The sequence below is a fragment of the Telluria sp. AIW5 genome (assembly GCF_056680575.1).
Window position 1 is genome coordinate 197918 of record NZ_CM155289.1, and the last position, 18440, is coordinate 216357.

Below are 18440 nucleotides of genomic sequence, written 5' to 3' on the forward strand. Positions count from 1 at the left end.
ATTTACTTGCCCGGCTTGAGGATGACTTTTGTCCAGCCTTTTTCGCGCTTGTCGAATTTTTCGTAGGCTTCCGGCGCCTGTTCCAGCGCCAGCTCGTGCGAAACGATCATCGACGGCGTCGCCTTGCCGGCCTGGATCAGGTTCGCCAGGCGCCGGTTATACGCCTTCACATTCGCCTGCCCGGTGCCGATACGCTGGCCCTTGAACCAGAACTGGCCGAAGTCGAATGCCAGCTTGCCTTCCTTGGCAAGATCGTCCTGCGCACCAGGGTCCTGCGGCAGGAAAACACCGACCACGCCAATGCCGCCGGTCGGCTTGACCGCCTGTACCAGGTTGTTCATCGTCAGGTTCGGTACTTCCTTGCCATGCATGTTGCAGCATTGGTAGCCCACGCATTCGCAACCGCAATCGGCGCCCTGTCCCTGCGTCAGTTCCTTGATCTGCTCGACGCCGTTGCCTTCGGTGTCGTCGATGGCAATCGCGCCGATCTTCCCGGCCAGTTTCAGGCGATCCTTGTGGGTGTCGACGACAAAGACGCGGCTGGCACCTTTTACGAAAGCAGAGGTGGCCGCCATCAGGCCGACCGGACCGGCGCCGTAGACGACGACCGAGTCGCCCGGTTTCATGCCTGCCAGCTCCGTTGCGTGATAGCCCGTCGGAAAAATGTCGGACAACATGACATAGTCGTTTTCCTTTTCGCGCGCATCCTCCGGCAGCACCAGGCAGTTATAGTCGCCGTAGGGGACGCGCAGCAATTCGGCCTGGCCGCCGCTGTACGGTCCCATGCCGGCGAAGCCATAGGCCGCACCGGCCGTGCCTGGATTGCAGGTCAGGCAAAAGCCCGATAATCCCCGCTCGCAGTTTTCGCAAAAGCCGCAACCGATGTTAAATGGCAGGCATACCATGTCGCCTACCTTGACGCGGTCGACTGCCTTGCCGACAGCGATCACTTCGCCCATGTTTTCGTGGCCGAGGATACGTCCGGCTTCCATCTCGGTACGGCCCTCGTACATGTGCAGGTCGGACCCGCAGATATTGGTCGTTGTAATGCGCACGAGAACATCGGTGGGCTTCTCGATTTTTGCATCCGGCATGTTTTTCACCTGGACGTCGCGTGGTCCGTTATAGACAAGTGCTTTCATTGATGGCTCTCTCTCCAGAAACGGGTTGAACTAATTCATTTCCGGCTTGCAATGACTACGGAAATGAAACGAAGTTCCCTACTGTGGGTGCCACACTGTTGACTATCTGTTCGCCATCTAACGTTTGCCGCGCATCGCTGAACAGGCGCCGCGCATCGCACCGACGCAACCTGCTGATGCCAAGCACTCCCCCATAAATAAATGTGTTTCTGGCTGCCAGAACTCACGTTTATTTCCGGTTGAGTACTTAGCGCAGCACCTGCAGCCTGGTCTTCCTGCCCTTGCGATAGGTGTACAGCGTCAACGCGGCATTGTTCAGATCGCCCTTCTGGTCGAAGGCAATGTGGCCCGTGACGCCTTCATACTTGATGGCAGCCAGCGCCGGCAGGTATTTCGCCGGATCGCTTGAATTCGCTGTCTGCATGGCCTTGGCGAAGACCATCACCGCATCGTAGGCATACGGCGCGTAGGTCTGCAGCGGGATCTTGTAGCGTTGCTGGTAGCGCTGGGTAAATGCATTCAGGCCGGCTTCCTGGGCTTCCGTGACCCCGCCCGCCACCACGCAATAGACCTTGTCGTCGGCCAGTGCATCGCCCGCCAGCAGCGGCATCTTTTCCGAGCAGACACCGTCGCCCGACACCAGTTTCGCGCGCAGCCCGAGCGCCTTCATTTGTTTCAGCATCGGGCCGGCCACGGCATCCATGCCGCCATAGAAAATCACGTCGGGATCGCGCGCGCGGATCTGGGTCAGGATGGCGTTGAAGTCGGTTGCCTTGTCGTTGGTGAACTGGCGGCTGACCACCGTGGCGCCCCCTGCCTTCACACCCTTGACGAACTCGTCGGCCAATCCCTGGCCGAAAGCCGTGCGGTCGTCGACCACGGCGATCTTGTTCGCTTTCAGGGTGCCGATCGACCAGGTCGCCAGCGTGCGTCCGACCAGGTTGTCGTTGGCGACGACGCGGAAGGCGGTTTTAAAACCCTGGTGGGTGTAGAGCGGCGTGGTCGCGGCCGGTGAGATTTGCGGGATGCCGGCGTTGGCGTAGATCTTCGAGGCCGGCACCGTCGTGCCCGAATTCAGGTGGCCGACCACGGCCGCCACCTTCGCATCGACCAGCTTTTGCGCGACGGCCGCGCCGGTCTTCGGATCGGCCGCATCGTCTTCGGGCTGCAAGACCCATTTCACTTTGTTGCCCCCAAGCGTGATGTTTTTGGCATTGAGCTCGTCGATCGCCATGCGTGCGCCGTTTTCGATGTCCTTGCCCTGGTGGGCGCCGGTGCCGGACAGGGGCGAGGCGGTGCCGATTTTGACTTGCAGGACTTTAGCGGGCGGCTGGGCGTGAGACGTGGGCGCGGCGGCAAGGGCGAGCAGGGACGCGGCGACGATGGCGGGACGATGCATGGCGGGTTTTCCGTGGACGGTGCGTTCGATTGTACCGTGCCAAAAACTGGGGTCAGGTCTGACATTCGTACACGAGCTCTGCCTTCTTCGACCGGCTATTGTTGAGGCCGTGTCTAAATGCCAGACCTGACCCCAGCTCTGCAGCTCTGCTGTTTGTCGCGCGCAAAAAAAACGCCAACCCTCGGGTTGGCGTTTTTCATTACCGCGGTTCAGTCAATCAAGCGGCTTGATCCAGCGTTGGGTAATCGATATACCCCGCCTCGCCCGGCGCATAGAAAGTCTGCGGATTCGGCGTATTGAACGGCGCATTCAATTTGAGGCGCTGCACCAGGTCCGGATTCGCGATGTAGGCGCGTCCAAACGCCACTGCGTCCGCCCGGCCCGACTCCACCGCCTCGATCGCCATCTGGCGGTCGTAGCCGTTGTTGGCGATATACGTGCCCTTGAAGGTCTTGCGCGCCCAGGCGAAATCGAAGCCGGGGATATCGCGCGGGCCGCCGGTGGCGCCTTCGACGAAGTGGATGAAGGCGATGCCGCGCTTGTTCAACTCTTCGATCAGGTAACCGAATACGGCTTGCGGGTTGCTGTCGGCCAGGTCGTTGGCCGGGGTCACCGGCGACAGGCGGATGCCGACGCGGCCGGCGCCGATTTCGGCGACCACGGCGTCCACGACTTCCAGTGCAAAACGCGCGCGGTTCTCGATCGAGCCGCCGTATTCGTCGGTGCGCTTGTTGGCGCCGTCGCGCAGGAACTGGTCGATCAGGTAGCCGTTGGCACCGTGCAGTTCGATGCCGTCGAAGCCGGCGCGGAGCGCATTTGCGGCGCCGCGGCGGTATTCGGCGACGATTTCCTTGATTTCATCGAGGGCCAGGGCGCGCGGCTCGGGCGCGTCGACCTTGCCGGCGTGGGTGTAGGCGACCACCTTCGCTGCGACGGCCGATGGGGCGATCGGCTGGGCGCCGCCGGTCAGGTGCGGGTGCGTCACGCGGCCCACGTGCCAGATCTGGGCGACGATCTTCGAGCCGGCTTCATGCACGGCCTGGGTGATCGGCTTCCAGCCTTCGACTTGCGCGTCCGAATAAATGCCGGGCGTGGCCATGTAGCCCTTGCCGACCGCGGAAACTTGCGTGCCTTCGCTGATGATCAGGCCGGCGTTGCTGCGCTGGCGATAGTACTCGACGTTCATCGGGCTGCCCGGAATATCGCCGCCGGCTTCGTCGGCGCGGCTGCGGGTCAGCGGGGCCATCACGACACGGTTGGCAACGTCGATGTCGCCGATGCGGGCAGGTTCAAAAAGTTTGTGCGTCATGTGCTGTCCTTGTTCAATATTGGAGCGATGTGGAATCACTGGGCCGCCGGTCCTTGCACATTCGCGAGCCAAGGCCGGCGGCCACGACAATAGCTACTATAGGTATTCCAAGAGGCACTGGGTAGGCCGAACGAATGATATGATTTATTCCTGACAGGAATGGATGGAACAGATATGGATCGCTTGCGCCTGATGGAAACCTTTGTACGGGTGGTCGAGACCGGCAACTTCTCGGCCGTCGCGCGCGAGGAACACAGTACGCAATCGAGCATCAGCAAGCAGATCCAGTCTCTCGAAACCCTGCTTGGCGCGAAACTGCTGGTGCGTTCGACGCGCAGCCACGCGCTGACCGAAGCGGGCAAGCGTTATTACGAACGCTGCCGCCAGGTGCTCGACACGCTCGAAGAAGCGCGGGTCGAGATCCAGCGCACCGAAAACGACATCGCCGGCGTGCTGCGCGTGGCGGCGCCGGCCGCGTTCGGACGCCTGCACATCGTGCCGCGCCTGTCCGCCTTTTTCGAGCGCTACCCGCAGCTGAAAATCGATTTGCAGCTCGACGACGGCTTCGTCGACCTGGTGGTGGGCGGCATCGACGTCGCCTTCCGCGTCGGCGAACTGAAGGACAGCCGCCTGATCGCGCGCCGCATCGGCACCGCCCATCGCGCGGCGCTGGCCTCGCCCGCCTACCTGGCGCGCCACGGCGAGCCGCAGCATCCACACGAATTGCGCGAGCACCAGTGCATCGTCTACACCGGTCTCGCGACGATGAACGAGTGGCACTTCCAGGACGAGGACGGCGGCCAGCATGCCGTGCGCGTGAATGGCCATCTGCAGTCGAACAGTTCGGAGGCGATCCGCCAGGCCGTGGTCGAGGGCCTGGGGATCTGCTACACGACGCAGTGGGTGTATGGGGAGGATATCCGCGCGGGGCGCGTCAAACCGATCCTGACGCGCTATAAACTGCCGCCGCTGCCGCTGAACGTCGTGTTCCAGCCGGCGCGCCGGCCCTCGCTGAAGATCAGCCACTTCGTCTCCTTCTTTGCGGAGGCGTTCTCGCGCGATCCGGACATCTCGCCGATGCTGGCAAGCGATGGGGCACCGCACGACGTGATGGGCAAGCTCGGCGGCGGTTTTACGGCGGACCCCGCGCTGTAGCCGGCCTTCGCCGATGGGAACGCCATGGCCGGCGGCGCGCAGGTATGCTGGAGACCAGACCACACGCCCGCCCGCCATGATCCGTTCGCATGTCACCCCTGCCCTCGCCCTCGCCGTCCTGCTGCTTGCGGGAAGTGCCCATGCGCAGAACGACACCCGCCTCGTCGCGCTGATCAATGCCTTGCGTGCGGCGCCCGGCGAGTGCGGCGGCGCCCGCGCTTCGCCTGCGCCGGCCCTGGCAAGCCACCCGCTGCTCGCGCGCGTGCGCATCGGCCCCGGCGCCTTTCCCGAATACGAGCTTGAACGCGTCGGCTACCACCCGGCCGAGGTCGAAATCATTTTCACGCGCGGCGCGCAGGATGCCGAGGCCGCGCTGGCGTCGATCCGCCAGCCCTATTGCCGCGTGCTGCGCAACGCCGCCTACAGCGACATCGGCGCTTTTCGCCAGGGAAGCGGCCAGGAAAGCGAATGGACGATCGTGCTGGCCCGGCCGCTGCTGCCGTTAACGCTGCCCGGACAAGCCGTGGTGGGCCGCGAGATCCTCGACGCGGTGAATGCCGCGCGCGCCGTCCCGCGCAACTGCGGCGAGCGCGCCTTCTCCGCCGCCCCGCCGGTGGCGTGGAACGATGCGCTCGGCGCGGCGGCGCTGGAACACAGCCGCGACATGGCGTCGCACCGCCATTTCGCGCACGAAGGATCGGACGGCAGCCTGGTCGCGGGGCGCGCCACGCGAGCCGGCTACGACTGGCGCCGCGTCGGGGAGAACATCGCGGCGGGACAGCCGTCCGCCAGGGAAGCGGTAGCGGGCTGGATCGAGAGCCCGGGCCACTGCGCCAACCTGATGAACCCGGCGTTCACCGACATGGGCGCCGGCTACGAGATCAGCCGCGCCAGGCTGCCGGGCTTTGTCTACTGGACCCAGGTGTTCGCGGTGCGGCGCTAAGTACTGCTCCCGGCTGTATGTTCGCTTGCTGCACCGCCCACGAGCCGATCAGTGCGAGTGCGCGCGGCGAGATCGTTTCCTCGATAGCGGCCACTTCCGACACGTCACCGGTCTGCGCGCCCTGGAAGAAATGATTCAGGCCGGGCAGGCGATGTACCTGGGCCCGTGGGTTGCCTGCCAGCGCACGCCGCAGCGCCGGGATGTTGTCGTCGGCGCTCACGACCTGGTCCTTGTCTCCGACCAGGGCGAGCACGGGACAGTCGATCTGGCGCATCAGGGGCGCGGGATCGATCCGCAGCAAGGTACGCATCCACGGGGTCAGGAACGGCGCGAACTCCTCTTCCGAAAACGCGCGGCCATGTGCGCGTTGCGCGGCGAGATACAGGCTGCGCACGGCTGCCTTGCTGTCGCCGTCGCTGCGCGGCGCGGCCACGGCTGCGAATACCGCCTGTTGCAGGGCCAGCTCCTGTTCCAGGCGCCCGGGGGCACCCTGCCCGATTTGACGGCGTGTGCGCGCCAGGAACATGTCGCGCGCCGGGATGCCGTTTGCCGCCATGAGTACCAGGAAAGCCGTGCCGGGCGCCTTGGCCGCCACCATACTGCCGATCAGGCCGCCTTCGCTGTGGCCGATCAGCCCGATACGGTTTGCGTCGATCTCCGGGCGGGCGCGCAGGAACGCGAGGCCGGCCTGGATATCGGACGCAAAATCGACGCTGGTCGCGCTCGCGAAATCGCCGCCCGAGCGGCCGATTCCCCGCTTGTCGCTGCGGAGCACGGCAAAGCCGCGCCGGGTCAGGTCGTCCGCGAGAACAAGGTAGAACTGGTGGCCGAACAGGGAACCGTCGCGGTCCACCTCGCCCGAACCGGGAATGAGCACGATCGCCGGATGGGGACCGGGCGTGCGCGGCAGGGTGAGCGTGCCTTCGAGGCCGATGCCGGCATTGTCGAAGGCGACCTGCCGGACCTCATATGGCAGCGGCGCCGCCGGCGTTTGCGGGCGGACCGGCTGCTTGAGGCGGTCGAAGGCGAACCAGGCGGCCGCTGCCAGGATCAGCAGGCAGGCCAGGCCAGGCAGGGGGCGCAGTGGGCGCGTTTTCATGCGGGTCGGCGGGCGATGGAAACGCCAACTGTAGCATCCGCAGGGGGTGCCAAATTGCGCGCATTGTCACGCGCGGCCTGCACCACCCGGCGCGCTTTCGCCGTGCGGATGAAGCGGCCTCCGGCCACCGGATGTCAACGCCGGAACAGCCAGAGAATGACCGAGACGACGATCGATATGACGATGCAGGTGACGATCGGGAAGTGAAAACTGAAGCCTTCGCGCACCACGTGGATGTCGCCCGGCAGGCGCCCGAAAGGAAGCCGGCGCAACCAGGGCCAGGCCAGGCCGATGGCGGCGATGACGACGCCGAGGACGATCAGCGCGCGCTGCATGACGCAACTCCGCAAACGTCAGGCCTGGGTGCCGGTGCTGCTGGTTTTCCTGTCATCGTCCTCTCCTGTCGGCGCCGGATGCGCCCCCTTATTTTGCCTTGGACAGTGCGCACGGCGGCGCGCAAAACGGGGCGCGCACGCACGCGCCAAGGGGTGCGTCGGCCTTCGCGACCCCGGTGCTATACTGGATTGTCGCGACGATCGGCATGCAGATGGATCGCGTCGCGCTGATCGGGCGCCCGGCCAGTCCCGGCCATTCACGGCCGCTGGTCAAGCTCATCCGTGCTCCGCCCACCGTCATGGCGGTCGGTTGGCCGATGGTCCGTGCGTAGTGCCCAAGCCGGGTGTACGCGGGCATCGGCGGACCCTGACAGGGCCCATCTGTATGCGATCGCCGGTCTATCGCGTTTGCGCCTGGGCCAGGGCGAACATTGCCTGGCCGCGGGATCGAACATCATTCACGATTCATCATTGACAGGGGGTAGCATGCCAACAACCTGGATTATCACGGCCAATGCGGGCCGGGCAAGGTTCTTCTCCGAGGACGGTCCAGCAGAACCACTGAAAGAATTGGACGATATGGTCAACAACGGCGCGCGCCTGCGCGCCAACGAAGCCGAGACCGACCGTCTCGGAACGATGGCTGCGGGCAAAAGCGCCCACAACATCGGCCATGCACAAGGTGGCCCCGGACCGCACAACGCCAACGCCGGTGCGCCGAACAGCCAGTACGAACCGAACCAGACGCCCGCGGAGCACGAAACCGAACTGTTCGCCAAGGACCTCTCGCAATACCTGCTCAAAGCCCAGCAGGAAGGCCGCTACCAGCATCTCGTGCTCTCGGCTTCGCCCCAGTTCCTCGGCACCCTGCGCAACAACCTCGATCCGCACGTCAAGGCCGTGATCAAGCAGGAATTCAACAAGGACTACACGCAGGTTGCCGTCCACCAGCTGCGCGAGCAGCTGCAGGCGGCCCAGGCCAAGTCCGCAGAATAAGAGCATCGGGTTTCGTCCCGTCACGCCAGCCCCACCGGCTGGCGTTTTTTTCGCCCGCGCGCAGGGTCCCGGCGCCAGGCTGCGATGCGTGCGGCCGCGTTCGCCGTTGGGCCCTACCATGGCGCTATCGAAGACAAAGGACCCACCATGAACAAGCGTTTGACGCCCCTCCTCATCAAGGGAACGCTGCTGGCCTCCGTGATCCTGGTCGGCATGAAAGCCTGGGCCGCCAGCAAGGAGGCGAACCCGCGCAGCGACCTGGCGACCATCCCCTCGCTCGACCTGCCCCGCTACCTCGGCCAGTGGTACGAAATCGCGAAGTTCCCGAACCGGTTCCAGCGCAAGTGTGCCGGCTTCACGACAGCGACCTACACCGCCCTGCCCGATGGCCGGGTGCAGGTCGAGAACCGCTGCCGCCGGGATGATGGCGCTCTCGAGGTCGCCGTCGGCGTCGCGCGCCAGGTCGGGGCCGCGAACTCGCCGCGCCTGAAGGTGCGCTTCGCCCCGGCGCCCCTCTCATTTATTCCGCTGGTGTGGGGCGACTACTGGATCATCGACCTCGACCGCGATTATGGCCTGGCCGCGGTGAGCGAGCCGGGCCGCGACTACCTGTGGATCCTGGCGCGCACGCCGACGGTCAGCAAACCTGCCTACGACGCGCTGGTGGCGCGCCTGTCTGGCCAGGGACTCGATGTGCGCAAGCTGGTGCGCACGCCCCAGGCGTAGTGGTAAATGATCACCGACAATGTTACCCCTCAAACAAACATTCACGGGATCAATAACCGGCATCGGCAATGTGAATTGGGCAAGGCCGCGCCGGGCGGCGAGAATGGCCGTTCCGTTTTTTGCGTCACCGGCCGCACGCCTGCGTGCGGCTGCCCTCCTTCAGCCATTCCAGATTCCAGCATGAGCCACCAGATCGCCAGCACGCCCCTCCACTCAACCGGGGGCGCGCCATGATCGTCCGCGAGCGTCCGAACGGCCTGCGCCTGTTCCTCACCATGCGCGGCTCGGTCCTGCCGAGCATCTGGAAAAGCCTGGCGATCACGACCCTGCTGGCCCTTGCCGTCACCCTGAGCCACGGCCGGCTGTGGGAGCACAAGATCCACCTGACCATCATCCCGTTCACGCTGATGGGCTTGCCGCTTGCGATCTTCCTCGGCTTTCGCAATAACTCCGCCTACGACCGCTATTGGGAAGGCCGCAAACTGTGGGGCGAACTGGTGCTGCGCAGCCGGAATTTCGCGCGCCAGTGCCTGAGCCTGATCGACGACGCCGCGGACACGCCCGAGGCACGTGCGGAGGCCGCCGCGCTGCGCACGCGCATGGTCCGGCGCGGGATCGCCTTCGCCCACGCCGTGCGCCACCTCCTGCGCCGCACCAACCCGGGCGACGATATCGCCGCGCACCTGTCTCCCGCCGAATGGGCGGCGCTGCGCGACCGCCCCAACGTGAGCCACGCGCTGATGCTGGAAATGGGCGTCGACCTTGCGCACTGCCGCCGCGCCGGCATGCTCGACAGCGTGCGCGCCGCCGCAATTGATACCACGATGTCGGCGATGGTCGGAAGCGCCGCTTCCTGCGAGCGCATCAAGAACACGCCGGTGCCGTTTTCGTACACGCTGCTGCTGCACCGCACCGCCTACATGTACTGTTACCTGCTGCCTTTCGGCCTGGTCGACTCAATCGGCTACCTGACGCCGCTGGTAGTGGCGATCGTCGCCTATACTTTCTATGGACTCGATGCGCTGGGCGACGAGATCGAGGAGCCGTTCGGCCTGTCGCCGAACGACCTGCCGCTCGACGCCATCTGCCGCGCCATCGAGATCGACATGCGCGACGCCCTCGGCGATACCGAGCTGCCGCCGCCGCTGCTGCCTGTCAATTCCTGGCTGCGCTGAGCCTCACGCCCCAGCATCGTTTCCACCCCGGCGCCGCCCGGGGCGATATACTCGCCCTTTTATACATCCACGTTTCCATGAGCTCCCTGCCGCCCTGCCCCAGCTGCCAGTCTACTTATACCTACGAGGACGGCGCCAATCTTGTCTGTCCCGAATGCGGCCACGAATGGCCGGCCGAGGGCGGCGCGGCTGCCGAGACCGCGCGCGTCTACCGCGATGCGTCCGGCAACATCCTGCAGGACGGCGACACGGTGACCGTCATCAAAGACCTGAAACCGAAGGGTTCAGGCGGCGTCATCAAGCAGGGCACGAAGGTCAAGAACATCCGCCTCGTGGACAGCGACCACGACATCGATTGCAAGATCGACGGTTTCGGGGCGATGAGCCTCAAAACGGAATTCGTGCGCAAGGTGTAAGGCCGCGCAGCGGCGCCGATCGCAGGAATGAAAACACCAGCCGCGGCTGTAATGCCGTTCAGTTAAGCGCGGATGAGCTGCCCCGGGCGAGCATAACGCGCGGGCATGCCCGCCCTACGGTGCGCCACCGTCGTCATTGTTGGTCGAGACCGCTGTGTAACGTAGGGCGGGCATGCCCGCGCGTCGACGTCAAGAACAAAGGCCGCTCCGATGTGAATCGAAGCGGCCTTCTTAACTGAACGGCATTACAGCCGCGGCTGGTGTTTTTTATTGCCCGCACGCTGGGTGCGTGGGCGTATCCGCCTAGGGGTACGCCCGGGTACGCCGGATCAGCGTCCGCTGGTGCCAGTCGTGGTGGTGCCGGTGCCCGTGGTGCCGCTGGTGCCGGAGGTGCCCGAAGTACCGCTCGTACCCGAGGTATCCGAGGTACCCGAGCTGCCTGAGCTCCCGCCGGTGCCGCTGCCGGTGCCCATCGAACCGGAGGTGCCGCTGGCGCCGCTGCCCATCGAACCGGAGGTGCCGGTTGCGCCGGTGGTGCCGCTGGTACCGGTACCCATCGAGCCGCTGGTACCGCTGCTGCCGCTGGTACCGGTGCCCATCGAGCCACTGGTGCCGCTGGTGCCGCTGTCCATCGAACCGCTGGTGCCGCTGGTGCCGCTGCTGCCGCCGGTGGTGCCGCTGCCGCTGGTGCCGCTCGCGCTGCCGCTACCGCTGGTGCCCATCGAGCCGCTGCTCGAGGCGCCGCCCGTGCCGCTGCTGCCCATCGAGCCGCTGCTGCTGGACTTGCTCTTTTGTTTTTTGTGCTTTTTCGCCGAGCTCTTGTGGGCGCTCGACTTGGTGGTGGCCTTGTCGCCGCTTTGTGCGCTGGTCGCCTGCGAACTGCCGGTCTGGTCGGCGGTGCTGCTCGACTGTGCGCTTGCGTTGAACGAAGTCGCCATCGCGGCGGCGATCGAAGCGCCCAGCAGGCCTTTCAATAGTTTATGCATTGTCATGTTCATCTCCTAATGTTTGGGGGCTTACAAAAGCTCAACAATATCAATGACATACCGACATGATTGAGGTGGCCGAGTTTAGAGGGGCCGCGCTGGGAGCAGCGCACGCTAGCCTTTTGGAAAGATATCCGACACCCGTCAGGGCGCCGCCACGCCCCGTGCAGGCTCAGCCGTTCCCAGCCCCGCTGCCCGTGCCGCGAGGGTGGCGATCGCGGTGTACAGCGGCAGCACATTGCCCTTGTCGTCGGGGTAGACTCGGTTCGACAGGAAGACATAAAAGGTGCGCGAGCCGGGGTCGATCCACAGCACGCAGCCGGTAAATCCGGTGTGGCCATAACTGCCGACCGGGAACAGCATGCCGCGCGGACGCTCGGCAAACGGCGAATCGATGTCCATGCCCAGGCCACGCAGCGCGGCGATGCCGGGCAGGCTCTGCGCGGTGGTGAGCAGCCGCATGCTCTCCGGCGACAGCACCCGCACGCCGTCGAGTTCGCCGCCGGCGAGCAGCATGCGGGCGAAGCGGGCGATGTCGCCGGCCGTGCTGAATACGCCGGCCGAGCCCGCCACACCGCCGATCCGGCGCACCGTCGGATCGTGGACCACGCCTTGCAGCAGCTGGCCGGCGGCGACGTCGCCGTGCAGGGCCGGCGTGCCCGCGCCCGGAGGCGTCTTGTGTGTCGGCGCGATCCACGCTACGCGTACCCGGCCGAGCGGCAGGTAGCCGGTGTCATGCATGCGCAGCGGCGTGAACAGGCGCTGCCGGGCAAACGCGTCGACAGTGGTGCCGGACAGTGCGCGTACCAGCTGGCCGAGCAGGATGTAGTTGATGTCGGAATAGCGGAAATAGCTTCCGGGCACATGCGTGACGGTTTGCGCGCAGGCCATCGCATGGGCGGCCGCGTCGCCCTGCCAGGCGGGTTTCGCCGGCAGCCCGGCGGCCAGGCCCGAGGTATGCGTCAGCAGGTGGCGGATCGTGATCGCCTCCTTGCCGCCGCCGGCGCATTCGGGGAAATAGTCGACCAGCCTGCCGTCCAGGTCGAGCTTGCGGTCCTCGGCCAGCAGCAGGATCGAGGGCGCGGTGACCAGCACCTTGCTCAGCGAAGCGACATCGAAGACGGTCTGCCTGGTCACTGCCGCCGCGCCGGGTTCGTAGCTGAGGCGGCCATAGGCGCGCTCGCGGATGTTGCTGCCCCGCTCCAGGTGCAGGACGCCGCCCGGCAGGCGGTGTTCGGCGATCGCGGCCGCAATGGCGGCGTCGATGCGTTCGACCTGTGCACTGTCGAGCCTGGAGGCCGGGTCGGGCGCCGCGCGCGGCTGGGCCTGGGCGCAGCCGCCGGCAAGCATGGCAAGGCCAGCCGCGGTGATCGCGCCCCGCTGTCTCAGATTGCGAAAGTAATTGGAGCGCATGGAAAACCGGGGCAGCAGAAGGTGGCGTCGGCGACGGAGCGGGCCATGACAGGCAGGCGAATTCTGCCGGTCAATCTTTACGCTGGCGCGCGGGCGCGTCACGATTTCCGGACCCGCCCAGCGCGAAAAAATCCTTCGGCGTATCATTGAACGCATGATTCCTTTCTCGATACTCGACCTGTCGCCCATTGCCGAAGGCAGCGACGCACGCACTTCTTTCCAACATTCCCTCGACCTCGCCCAGCATGGCGAACGCTGGGGTTTCAACCGCTACTGGCTGGCCGAACACCACGGCATGCCGGGCATCGCCAGCGCCGCCACCTCGGTGCTGATGGGCTATGTCGCGGCCGGCACCTCGACCATCCGGGTCGGCGCCGGCGGCATCATGCTGCCGAACCACTCGCCGCTCGTCATTGCCGAACAGTTCGGCACACTGGAGTCGCTGTTCCCAGGCCGCATCGATCTGGGCCTGGGCCGCGCGCCCGGTTCCGACCACATCACGGCGCGCGCCCTGCGTCGCAACCTGGCGTCGGATGCGGACGAATTCCCGCAGGACGTCATCGAGCTGCAGGATTATTTTGCCGACTCGCCGCGGCGCCAGGTGCGCGCCGTGCCGGGTGCCGGGCTGAACGTGCCGCTGTGGATCCTCGGTTCCAGCCTGTTCGGCGCCCAGCTGGCCGCCCACCTCGGCCTGCCGTATGCGTTTGCTTCCCACTTCGCGCCGCAGATGATGATGCAGGCGATCGAACTGTACCGCGCCAACTTCAAGCCGTCGGCGCAATTGGACAAGCCTTACGTCATGCTCGGCTTTAACGTGTTCGCGGCCGACACCGACGAGGAAGCGCAATTCCGCGCGACCTCGATGCAGCAAGCTTTCGTGAACCTGCGCAGCGGCCGCCCGACCCGTTTGCAACCGCCGGTGCGCGGCTACCTCGAGGCGCTCGGACCGCAGGAACGGTCGATGCTCGACGCGGTACTGTCGTGCTCGGCAATTGGCTCGCCGGAGACGGTGGCGGCGCAACTGAAGGCCTTCGTTGCGCACACGCGGGCGGACGAGTTGATGATCACGTCGCAGATTTTCGATCACGCGGCGCGCTTGCGCTCGTACGAGATTACGGCGCAGGTGCGCGAAGCGGCGTAATCGTCCGTAGGGTGGGCACCCCGTGCCCACGCGGAATGACGCATCGTGTTGCCGGTCTTTGAACGTTGCGGCCGCGCTATTTGACACGCTTCCAAATGATTGCCACGCGGCTTAAATCGGGGCAAACACGGCGCCACATTCCGCGTGGGCACAAGTGCCCACCCTACGTTACTCAGCCGCCAACTACGCCTCGCCGGTCCCGGCCTGCAGCGCATCGATCAATTCCGCCGTCGTACGCACCCGCCCCATCACCCGAAACGTGTTCTTGCACGCGAATTCATGCGCCTCGGCGGTGATGCCGCTCATCGCATCCTCGGCAAACACCAGCGCATACCCAAGGTCATAGGCCGCGCGTGCGGTCGACTCGACGCCGATATTCGTCACGATGCCGCCCAGGATCAGCGTCTTGATATGCCGCCGTCGCAGTAACTGGTCGAGCTCGGTTCCGTAGAAGGCGCCCCACTGGCGCTTGGTGATCACGATATCGGTCGCCTCGACGCCCGCCTGCGGCGCGAAATGCGAGGCGTCAGGGGGCGGCGGCGGCGCGCCAGGGGTGCGCAGCGGCGCGTCCGCCGGCGGCGACTGCAGCTCGTTCAACAACACGCGCACGAACACGACCATGCCGCCGCGCATGCGCATTTCCTGCGCCAGCGAGACGCAGTTGCCGAGCACGGCCTCGGCGGAATGCGGCGCCAGGGTGCGCCCCATATTCCCGTTTTGCAGGTCCACCAGCACCAGGGCCGTGCTGGCCAGATCGATCGAAAAGTCGTCCATAGCTACCTCCTCCAGACCGAGTATCGGCCAAACGCCCGCGCCGCGGCGCACGGCCGGCAGGGAAAGCAAGCGTTAACGTTCGGCACTCCTGTTGACTGAATTGCATGCAAAATTCTTCTAAAAGTTGTTAATCAACCGTCATCGTGTCGCGAAAACCGCGCTTTGGCTGCAAAGATAGCGAAATCGGAGTATGATTTTCGTTTCTGAACCTGCGCAAGGATGTTCAATGAACCAGCGACGCTCTTTCCTCAAAAGCTCTGTTGTGCTCGCATCCGCCATCGGCATGCCGGCCTTGGCCAAAGCCGCCCAGCCCGCGCCAGCCGAACGCACCCTGCGCCTGTACAACACGCATACTGGTGAAAGCCTGCGGAGTGTTTTCTGGGCCGAAGGCCAGTTCATTCCGGACGCGCTGAAAGACATCAACAAACTGCTGCGCGACCACCGCAACGACAAGATCGCCGAAATGGATCCGCAACTGATCGTCCTGCTCAACGATGTCAGCGACAAATTCGGCGACTCGCAAGTGCTGCACATCATTTCCGGCTACCGTTCGCCCGAATCGAACGCCAAGCTGCACGCCAATTCGAGCGGCGTGGCCAAGCACAGCATGCACATGGAAGGCAAGGCGATCGACATCCGCATGCCCGGCAAGGACCTGGCCCAGCTGCGCAAGGCCGCCATGTCGATGAAGGCCGGCGGCGTCGGCTATTACCCGGAATCGCAGTTCGTCCACATGGACACCGGCCGGGTCCGCTACTGGTAAACGCCATGCGGCCGCTCCTGCGCTCTCTCCTGCTCGTCCTTGCCGTGTCGGCGGCAGGAGCCAGCGTGGCGCAGCAGCCGGCCGCGACCGTGAATGTGCGCACGACGCGCGATCCGGTCGACAAGTCCTACCGCAAGATGATCGCCGGCATGGACCGCTTCGCGCGCGAACACGCCTTTGCCCCCGACGCGCCGCTGCGCTTCCAGCTGCTGCCGCGTACTCCCGACGTCAACATGGATGGCATCAAGCTGCGCGTGGCCGGCGATACGGTGTCGGTGCCGGTCCAGATCGCCGCCGACAACAGTTTCGTACTCCCCCGCAATGAGCAGGCCCTGCGCGAAGACGCCGCCGTGCTCGCCAACCGCAAGACGGTCAGCATGACCTGGCGCGCCCTGATCCGCACGCCCGGCCTGCCGCCGGACACGCGCCGCCTCGGCGACCTGCGCCTCGAATGCCGCGTCGGCACCGAAGCGGGGCTGGTCTCGAATAACTCGCAAATGTTCGCCTGGCTGTCGAATGCGCTGATGAGCGCCGACCAGGTCTGCAACAGCCCCGAGGGCAACTACCTGTTTTTCGCCGACCGCCCGCTGTTCGGCGTGCGCCTGCGTGCCGGCGGCCGGGTCGAGGAACTCCCTTTTAAAATGCTGTACGCCGGCGGCAACCAGACGCCCGAGATGCTGCGTTTCTGCGACTGCCAGGTACTGCTCGACCGCACGTATTACGCGCCGATCTGGGACAAGAGCTGGCCCGACGACACGCTCGTCGAGTTCGAGTACATGACGGATGCGGCGCCGGCCGCGCATGTTCCGGAGACCGTCCAATGAAGACCGCTGCGCTCGTGCTGACGCTCTTGCTGGCCGGCTGCGCCACGGGCGAGGCCACACTCGGCACCCTGGCGCCGGCCGGGCGCCTTGCTGCATCGGTCGTTCCGGGACGCACCACCAAAGCCGAGCTGCTCGCCACCTTCGGCAAGACCAAAAGCATCGTCTTCGACAGCGGCTATGAAACCTGGCTGTATCAGTCGCCGGCCGGCGGCGGGCGCTTTTCCGAATTCGTGGTCCTGATCGATCCGCAAGGGGTCGTGGTCAAGACCCGCCAGCGCGCCCCTTCGACGCCCGAATAAGAGCGCGCTGGCGTGCGCGTGTAGTTCAGGAAGGCTGGCAAAATCGGCCTCACAGATGTTCCGTTTTCTGTGGAGACCCATCATGCTGGTCGATCGCGTACGGATGCTCGTCGTATTACTGCTGCTCCTGATCGCCGGCTGTGGCGGCGGCGGCGGCAATCCCGGCACCATCGGCCCTCCCCCATCTGCAACGACCGGCTCGCTGCAGGTCGCCATCACCGCCTTGCCGGCCGGCCTGAACGGCGCGGTACGTGTCACCGGCCCCAACAATTTCTCGCAAGACCTGACCAGCTCCCAGACCTTGGCGAACCTTGCGCCGGGCAGCTACAGCGTGGCCGCGTCCAGCGTCACGCTCGGCAACACGACGTATGCGCCGACGCCGGCCACGCAAAGCGTGGTCGTGACGGCCGGCGCCAGCGCCACGGCAACTGTTTCCTATGCCGGTAGCGCGCTGTCGCTGGCGCTGGCCGACATCGGCCCGACCTTCACCAGTCCCACCTTTGTCGCCGCGCCGCCCGGCGACGAGCGCCTGTTCGTGCTCGAGCGGCGCGGCCTGATCCGCATCGTGCGCAATGGCACGGTGCTGACGCAGCCCTGGCTCGACATCAGCGCGAATGTGTTTACGGGCGGCGAAGGCGGCCTGCTGTCGATGGCGTTCGATCCGGATTTCGCCCGCAACGGCTATTTCTACCTGTACTACACCGATGCGGCCCAGAACATCGTCGTCGAACGCTATGCCACCTCGCCCACGCCGAACATGGCTGATCCGACCTCGGCGCTCACCATCCTGCGCATTGCCCATCCGCAGTTCACCAACCATTTCGGCGGCCTGGTCGCCTTCGGACCGGACGGCCTGCTGTATGCCGGGACGGGCGACGGCGGCGGCGCCGGCGACCCTGCCGGGAATGCACAAAACCCGGCCTCCCTGCTCGGCAAGCTGCTGCGCGTGGACGTGCGCAGGGCCAACGCCGGCCAGCCGTACACGATTCCCGCCACCAATCCCTACCTGAACCAGCCCGGACGGCGGCCCGAGATCTGGGCTTCCGGTTTGCGCAATCCCTGGCGCTTCGCCTTCGACGCCGAGCAGCTCTACATCGCGGACGTCGGCCAGGATGCGCGCGAAGAAGTGAACCTCGCCACGAACGCGCAAAGCGGCCTGAACTACGGCTGGAACATTCTCGAGGGCACGGCCTGCTATGGCTCGGCTACCTGCGACCGCACCGGCCTGACGCTACCCGTCTTCGAATACGAGCACGGCGCGAACGAGGTGAACGGCTGCTCGATTACCGGCGGCTATGTTTATCGGGGAAGCGCCATCCCCGAGCTCGCGGGCCGCTATGTCTATTCCGATTACTGCCGCGGCTTCATCAAAAGTTTCCTCGCCAGCAGCGCCGGCATCGTCGAGCAGCGCGACTGGAACCTGAACAGCGCCGGGCAGGTCGTTTCCTTCGGGCGCGACGGCGCCGGCGAACTGTATGTGGTCAGCGCCGGTGGGCGCATCTTCAGGATCGTTCGGGGCAGCATGACCTGAGGCGGGGTAAAATT

19 protein-coding genes are annotated in these 18440 nt (G+C 65.4%); 11 read left to right on the plus strand and 8 right to left on the minus strand.

Translation table 11 applies throughout. From position 1 onward, the window contains the following. Positions 1–2: 2 nt before the first annotated feature. The 3 genes from AC1MEM_RS00885 to AC1MEM_RS00895 form a co-directional block, all read right to left on the minus strand. Entirely contained in the window at positions 3–1142 is a 1140-nt protein-coding gene (locus tag AC1MEM_RS00885; RefSeq protein WP_499474813.1) for a glutathione-independent formaldehyde dehydrogenase, read from the minus strand. 247 nt (positions 1143–1389) lie between these two features. Continuing rightward, the gene (locus AC1MEM_RS00890) at positions 1390–2541 is read right to left on the minus strand and encodes a branched-chain amino acid ABC transporter substrate-binding protein (RefSeq protein ID WP_499474814.1); all 1152 of its coding nucleotides are present in this window, start codon (positions 2539–2541) and stop codon (positions 1390–1392) included. Positions 2542–2758: 217 nt separating this feature from the next. Further along, positions 2759–3850, minus strand: coding sequence for an alkene reductase (locus AC1MEM_RS00895; protein ID WP_499474815.1), 1092 nt, complete (start codon positions 3848–3850; stop codon positions 2759–2761). Positions 3851–4024: 174 nt separating this feature from the next. Here AC1MEM_RS00895 and AC1MEM_RS00900 point away from each other — a divergent pair, with 174 nt between their 5' ends. Together AC1MEM_RS00900 and AC1MEM_RS00905 are read left to right on the plus strand one after the other, a co-directional pair. Beyond that, positions 4025–5005, plus strand: a complete 981-nt coding sequence (locus AC1MEM_RS00900) for a LysR family transcriptional regulator (RefSeq protein ID WP_499474816.1) — start codon at positions 4025–4027, stop codon at positions 5003–5005. Between the two features lie 76 nt (positions 5006–5081). After that, entirely contained in the window at positions 5082–5948 is an 867-nt protein-coding gene (locus AC1MEM_RS00905; RefSeq protein ID WP_499474817.1) for a CAP domain-containing protein, read from the plus strand. On the opposite strand, the gene AC1MEM_RS00910 is transcribed toward AC1MEM_RS00905, so the two are convergent. Both AC1MEM_RS00910 and AC1MEM_RS00915 read right to left on the minus strand, forming a co-directional pair. Beyond that, positions 5887–7047 (minus strand): alpha/beta hydrolase family protein, encoded by a 1161-nt coding sequence (locus tag AC1MEM_RS00910; protein WP_499474818.1) that lies wholly within the window; start codon positions 7045–7047, stop codon positions 5887–5889. The two genes, AC1MEM_RS00905 and AC1MEM_RS00910, sit on opposite strands and share 62 nt — an antisense overlap. A 134-nt stretch (positions 7048–7181) precedes the next feature. Further along, positions 7182–7382 (minus strand): DUF2905 domain-containing protein, encoded by a 201-nt coding sequence (locus AC1MEM_RS00915; protein WP_499474819.1) that lies wholly within the window; start codon positions 7380–7382, stop codon positions 7182–7184. Between the two features lie 486 nt (positions 7383–7868). On the opposite strand from AC1MEM_RS00915, the gene AC1MEM_RS00920 reads away from it, so the two are divergent. From AC1MEM_RS00920 to AC1MEM_RS00935, 4 genes are all read left to right on the plus strand, one after another. Continuing rightward, positions 7869–8378, plus strand: a complete 510-nt coding sequence (locus AC1MEM_RS00920; RefSeq protein WP_499474820.1) for a host attachment protein — start codon at positions 7869–7871, stop codon at positions 8376–8378. 147 nt (positions 8379–8525) lie between these two features. Continuing rightward, entirely contained in the window at positions 8526–9104 is a 579-nt protein-coding gene (locus tag AC1MEM_RS00925) for a lipocalin family protein (protein WP_499474821.1), read from the plus strand. 230 nt (positions 9105–9334) lie between these two features. Next, positions 9335–10279, plus strand: a complete 945-nt coding sequence (locus tag AC1MEM_RS00930; RefSeq protein ID WP_499474822.1) for a bestrophin family protein — start codon at positions 9335–9337, stop codon at positions 10277–10279. Positions 10280–10356: 77 nt separating this feature from the next. Next, positions 10357–10695, plus strand: coding sequence for a zinc ribbon domain-containing protein YjdM (locus tag AC1MEM_RS00935; protein ID WP_499474823.1), 339 nt, complete (start codon positions 10357–10359; stop codon positions 10693–10695). 329 nt (positions 10696–11024) lie between these two features. Here the strand turns inward: AC1MEM_RS00935 and AC1MEM_RS00940 are convergent, their stop codons facing one another. Both AC1MEM_RS00940 and AC1MEM_RS00945 read right to left on the minus strand, forming a co-directional pair. Next, positions 11025–11687, minus strand: coding sequence for a hypothetical protein (locus AC1MEM_RS00940; protein ID WP_499474824.1), 663 nt, complete (start codon positions 11685–11687; stop codon positions 11025–11027). 138 nt (positions 11688–11825) lie between these two features. After that, the gene (locus AC1MEM_RS00945; protein WP_499474825.1) at positions 11826–13094 is read right to left on the minus strand and encodes a serine hydrolase domain-containing protein; all 1269 of its coding nucleotides are present in this window, start codon (positions 13092–13094) and stop codon (positions 11826–11828) included. A 154-nt stretch (positions 13095–13248) separates the two neighbouring features. On the opposite strand from AC1MEM_RS00945, the gene AC1MEM_RS00950 reads away from it, so the two are divergent. Beyond that, entirely contained in the window at positions 13249–14235 is a 987-nt protein-coding gene (locus tag AC1MEM_RS00950) for an LLM class flavin-dependent oxidoreductase (protein WP_499474826.1), read from the plus strand. A 183-nt stretch (positions 14236–14418) separates the two neighbouring features. Here the strand turns inward: AC1MEM_RS00950 and AC1MEM_RS00955 are convergent, their stop codons facing one another. After that, a complete protein-coding gene (locus tag AC1MEM_RS00955) occupies positions 14419–15009 on the minus strand; it encodes an isochorismatase family protein (protein WP_499474827.1) in 591 nt (196 codons plus the stop codon). A gap of 226 nt (positions 15010–15235) precedes the next feature. Here AC1MEM_RS00955 and mepK point away from each other — a divergent pair, with 226 nt between their 5' ends. From mepK to AC1MEM_RS00975, 4 genes are all read left to right on the plus strand, one after another. Beyond that, positions 15236–15772 (plus strand): peptidoglycan L,D-endopeptidase MepK, encoded by a 537-nt coding sequence (mepK, locus tag AC1MEM_RS00960; protein WP_499474828.1) that lies wholly within the window; start codon positions 15236–15238, stop codon positions 15770–15772. 5 nt (positions 15773–15777) lie between these two features. After that, positions 15778–16596 (plus strand): hypothetical protein, encoded by an 819-nt coding sequence (locus AC1MEM_RS00965; protein WP_499474829.1) that lies wholly within the window; start codon positions 15778–15780, stop codon positions 16594–16596. Further along, positions 16593–16895: a hypothetical protein gene (locus AC1MEM_RS00970; RefSeq protein ID WP_499474830.1), complete on the plus strand. Its 303-nt coding sequence runs from the start codon at positions 16593–16595 to the stop codon at positions 16893–16895. The genes AC1MEM_RS00965 and AC1MEM_RS00970 overlap by 4 nt, the downstream gene beginning before the upstream one ends. An 82-nt stretch (positions 16896–16977) precedes the next feature. Further along, positions 16978–18426: a PQQ-dependent sugar dehydrogenase gene (locus AC1MEM_RS00975; protein WP_499474831.1), complete on the plus strand. Its 1449-nt coding sequence runs from the start codon at positions 16978–16980 to the stop codon at positions 18424–18426. The last annotated feature ends 14 nt before the right edge of the window (positions 18427–18440 follow it).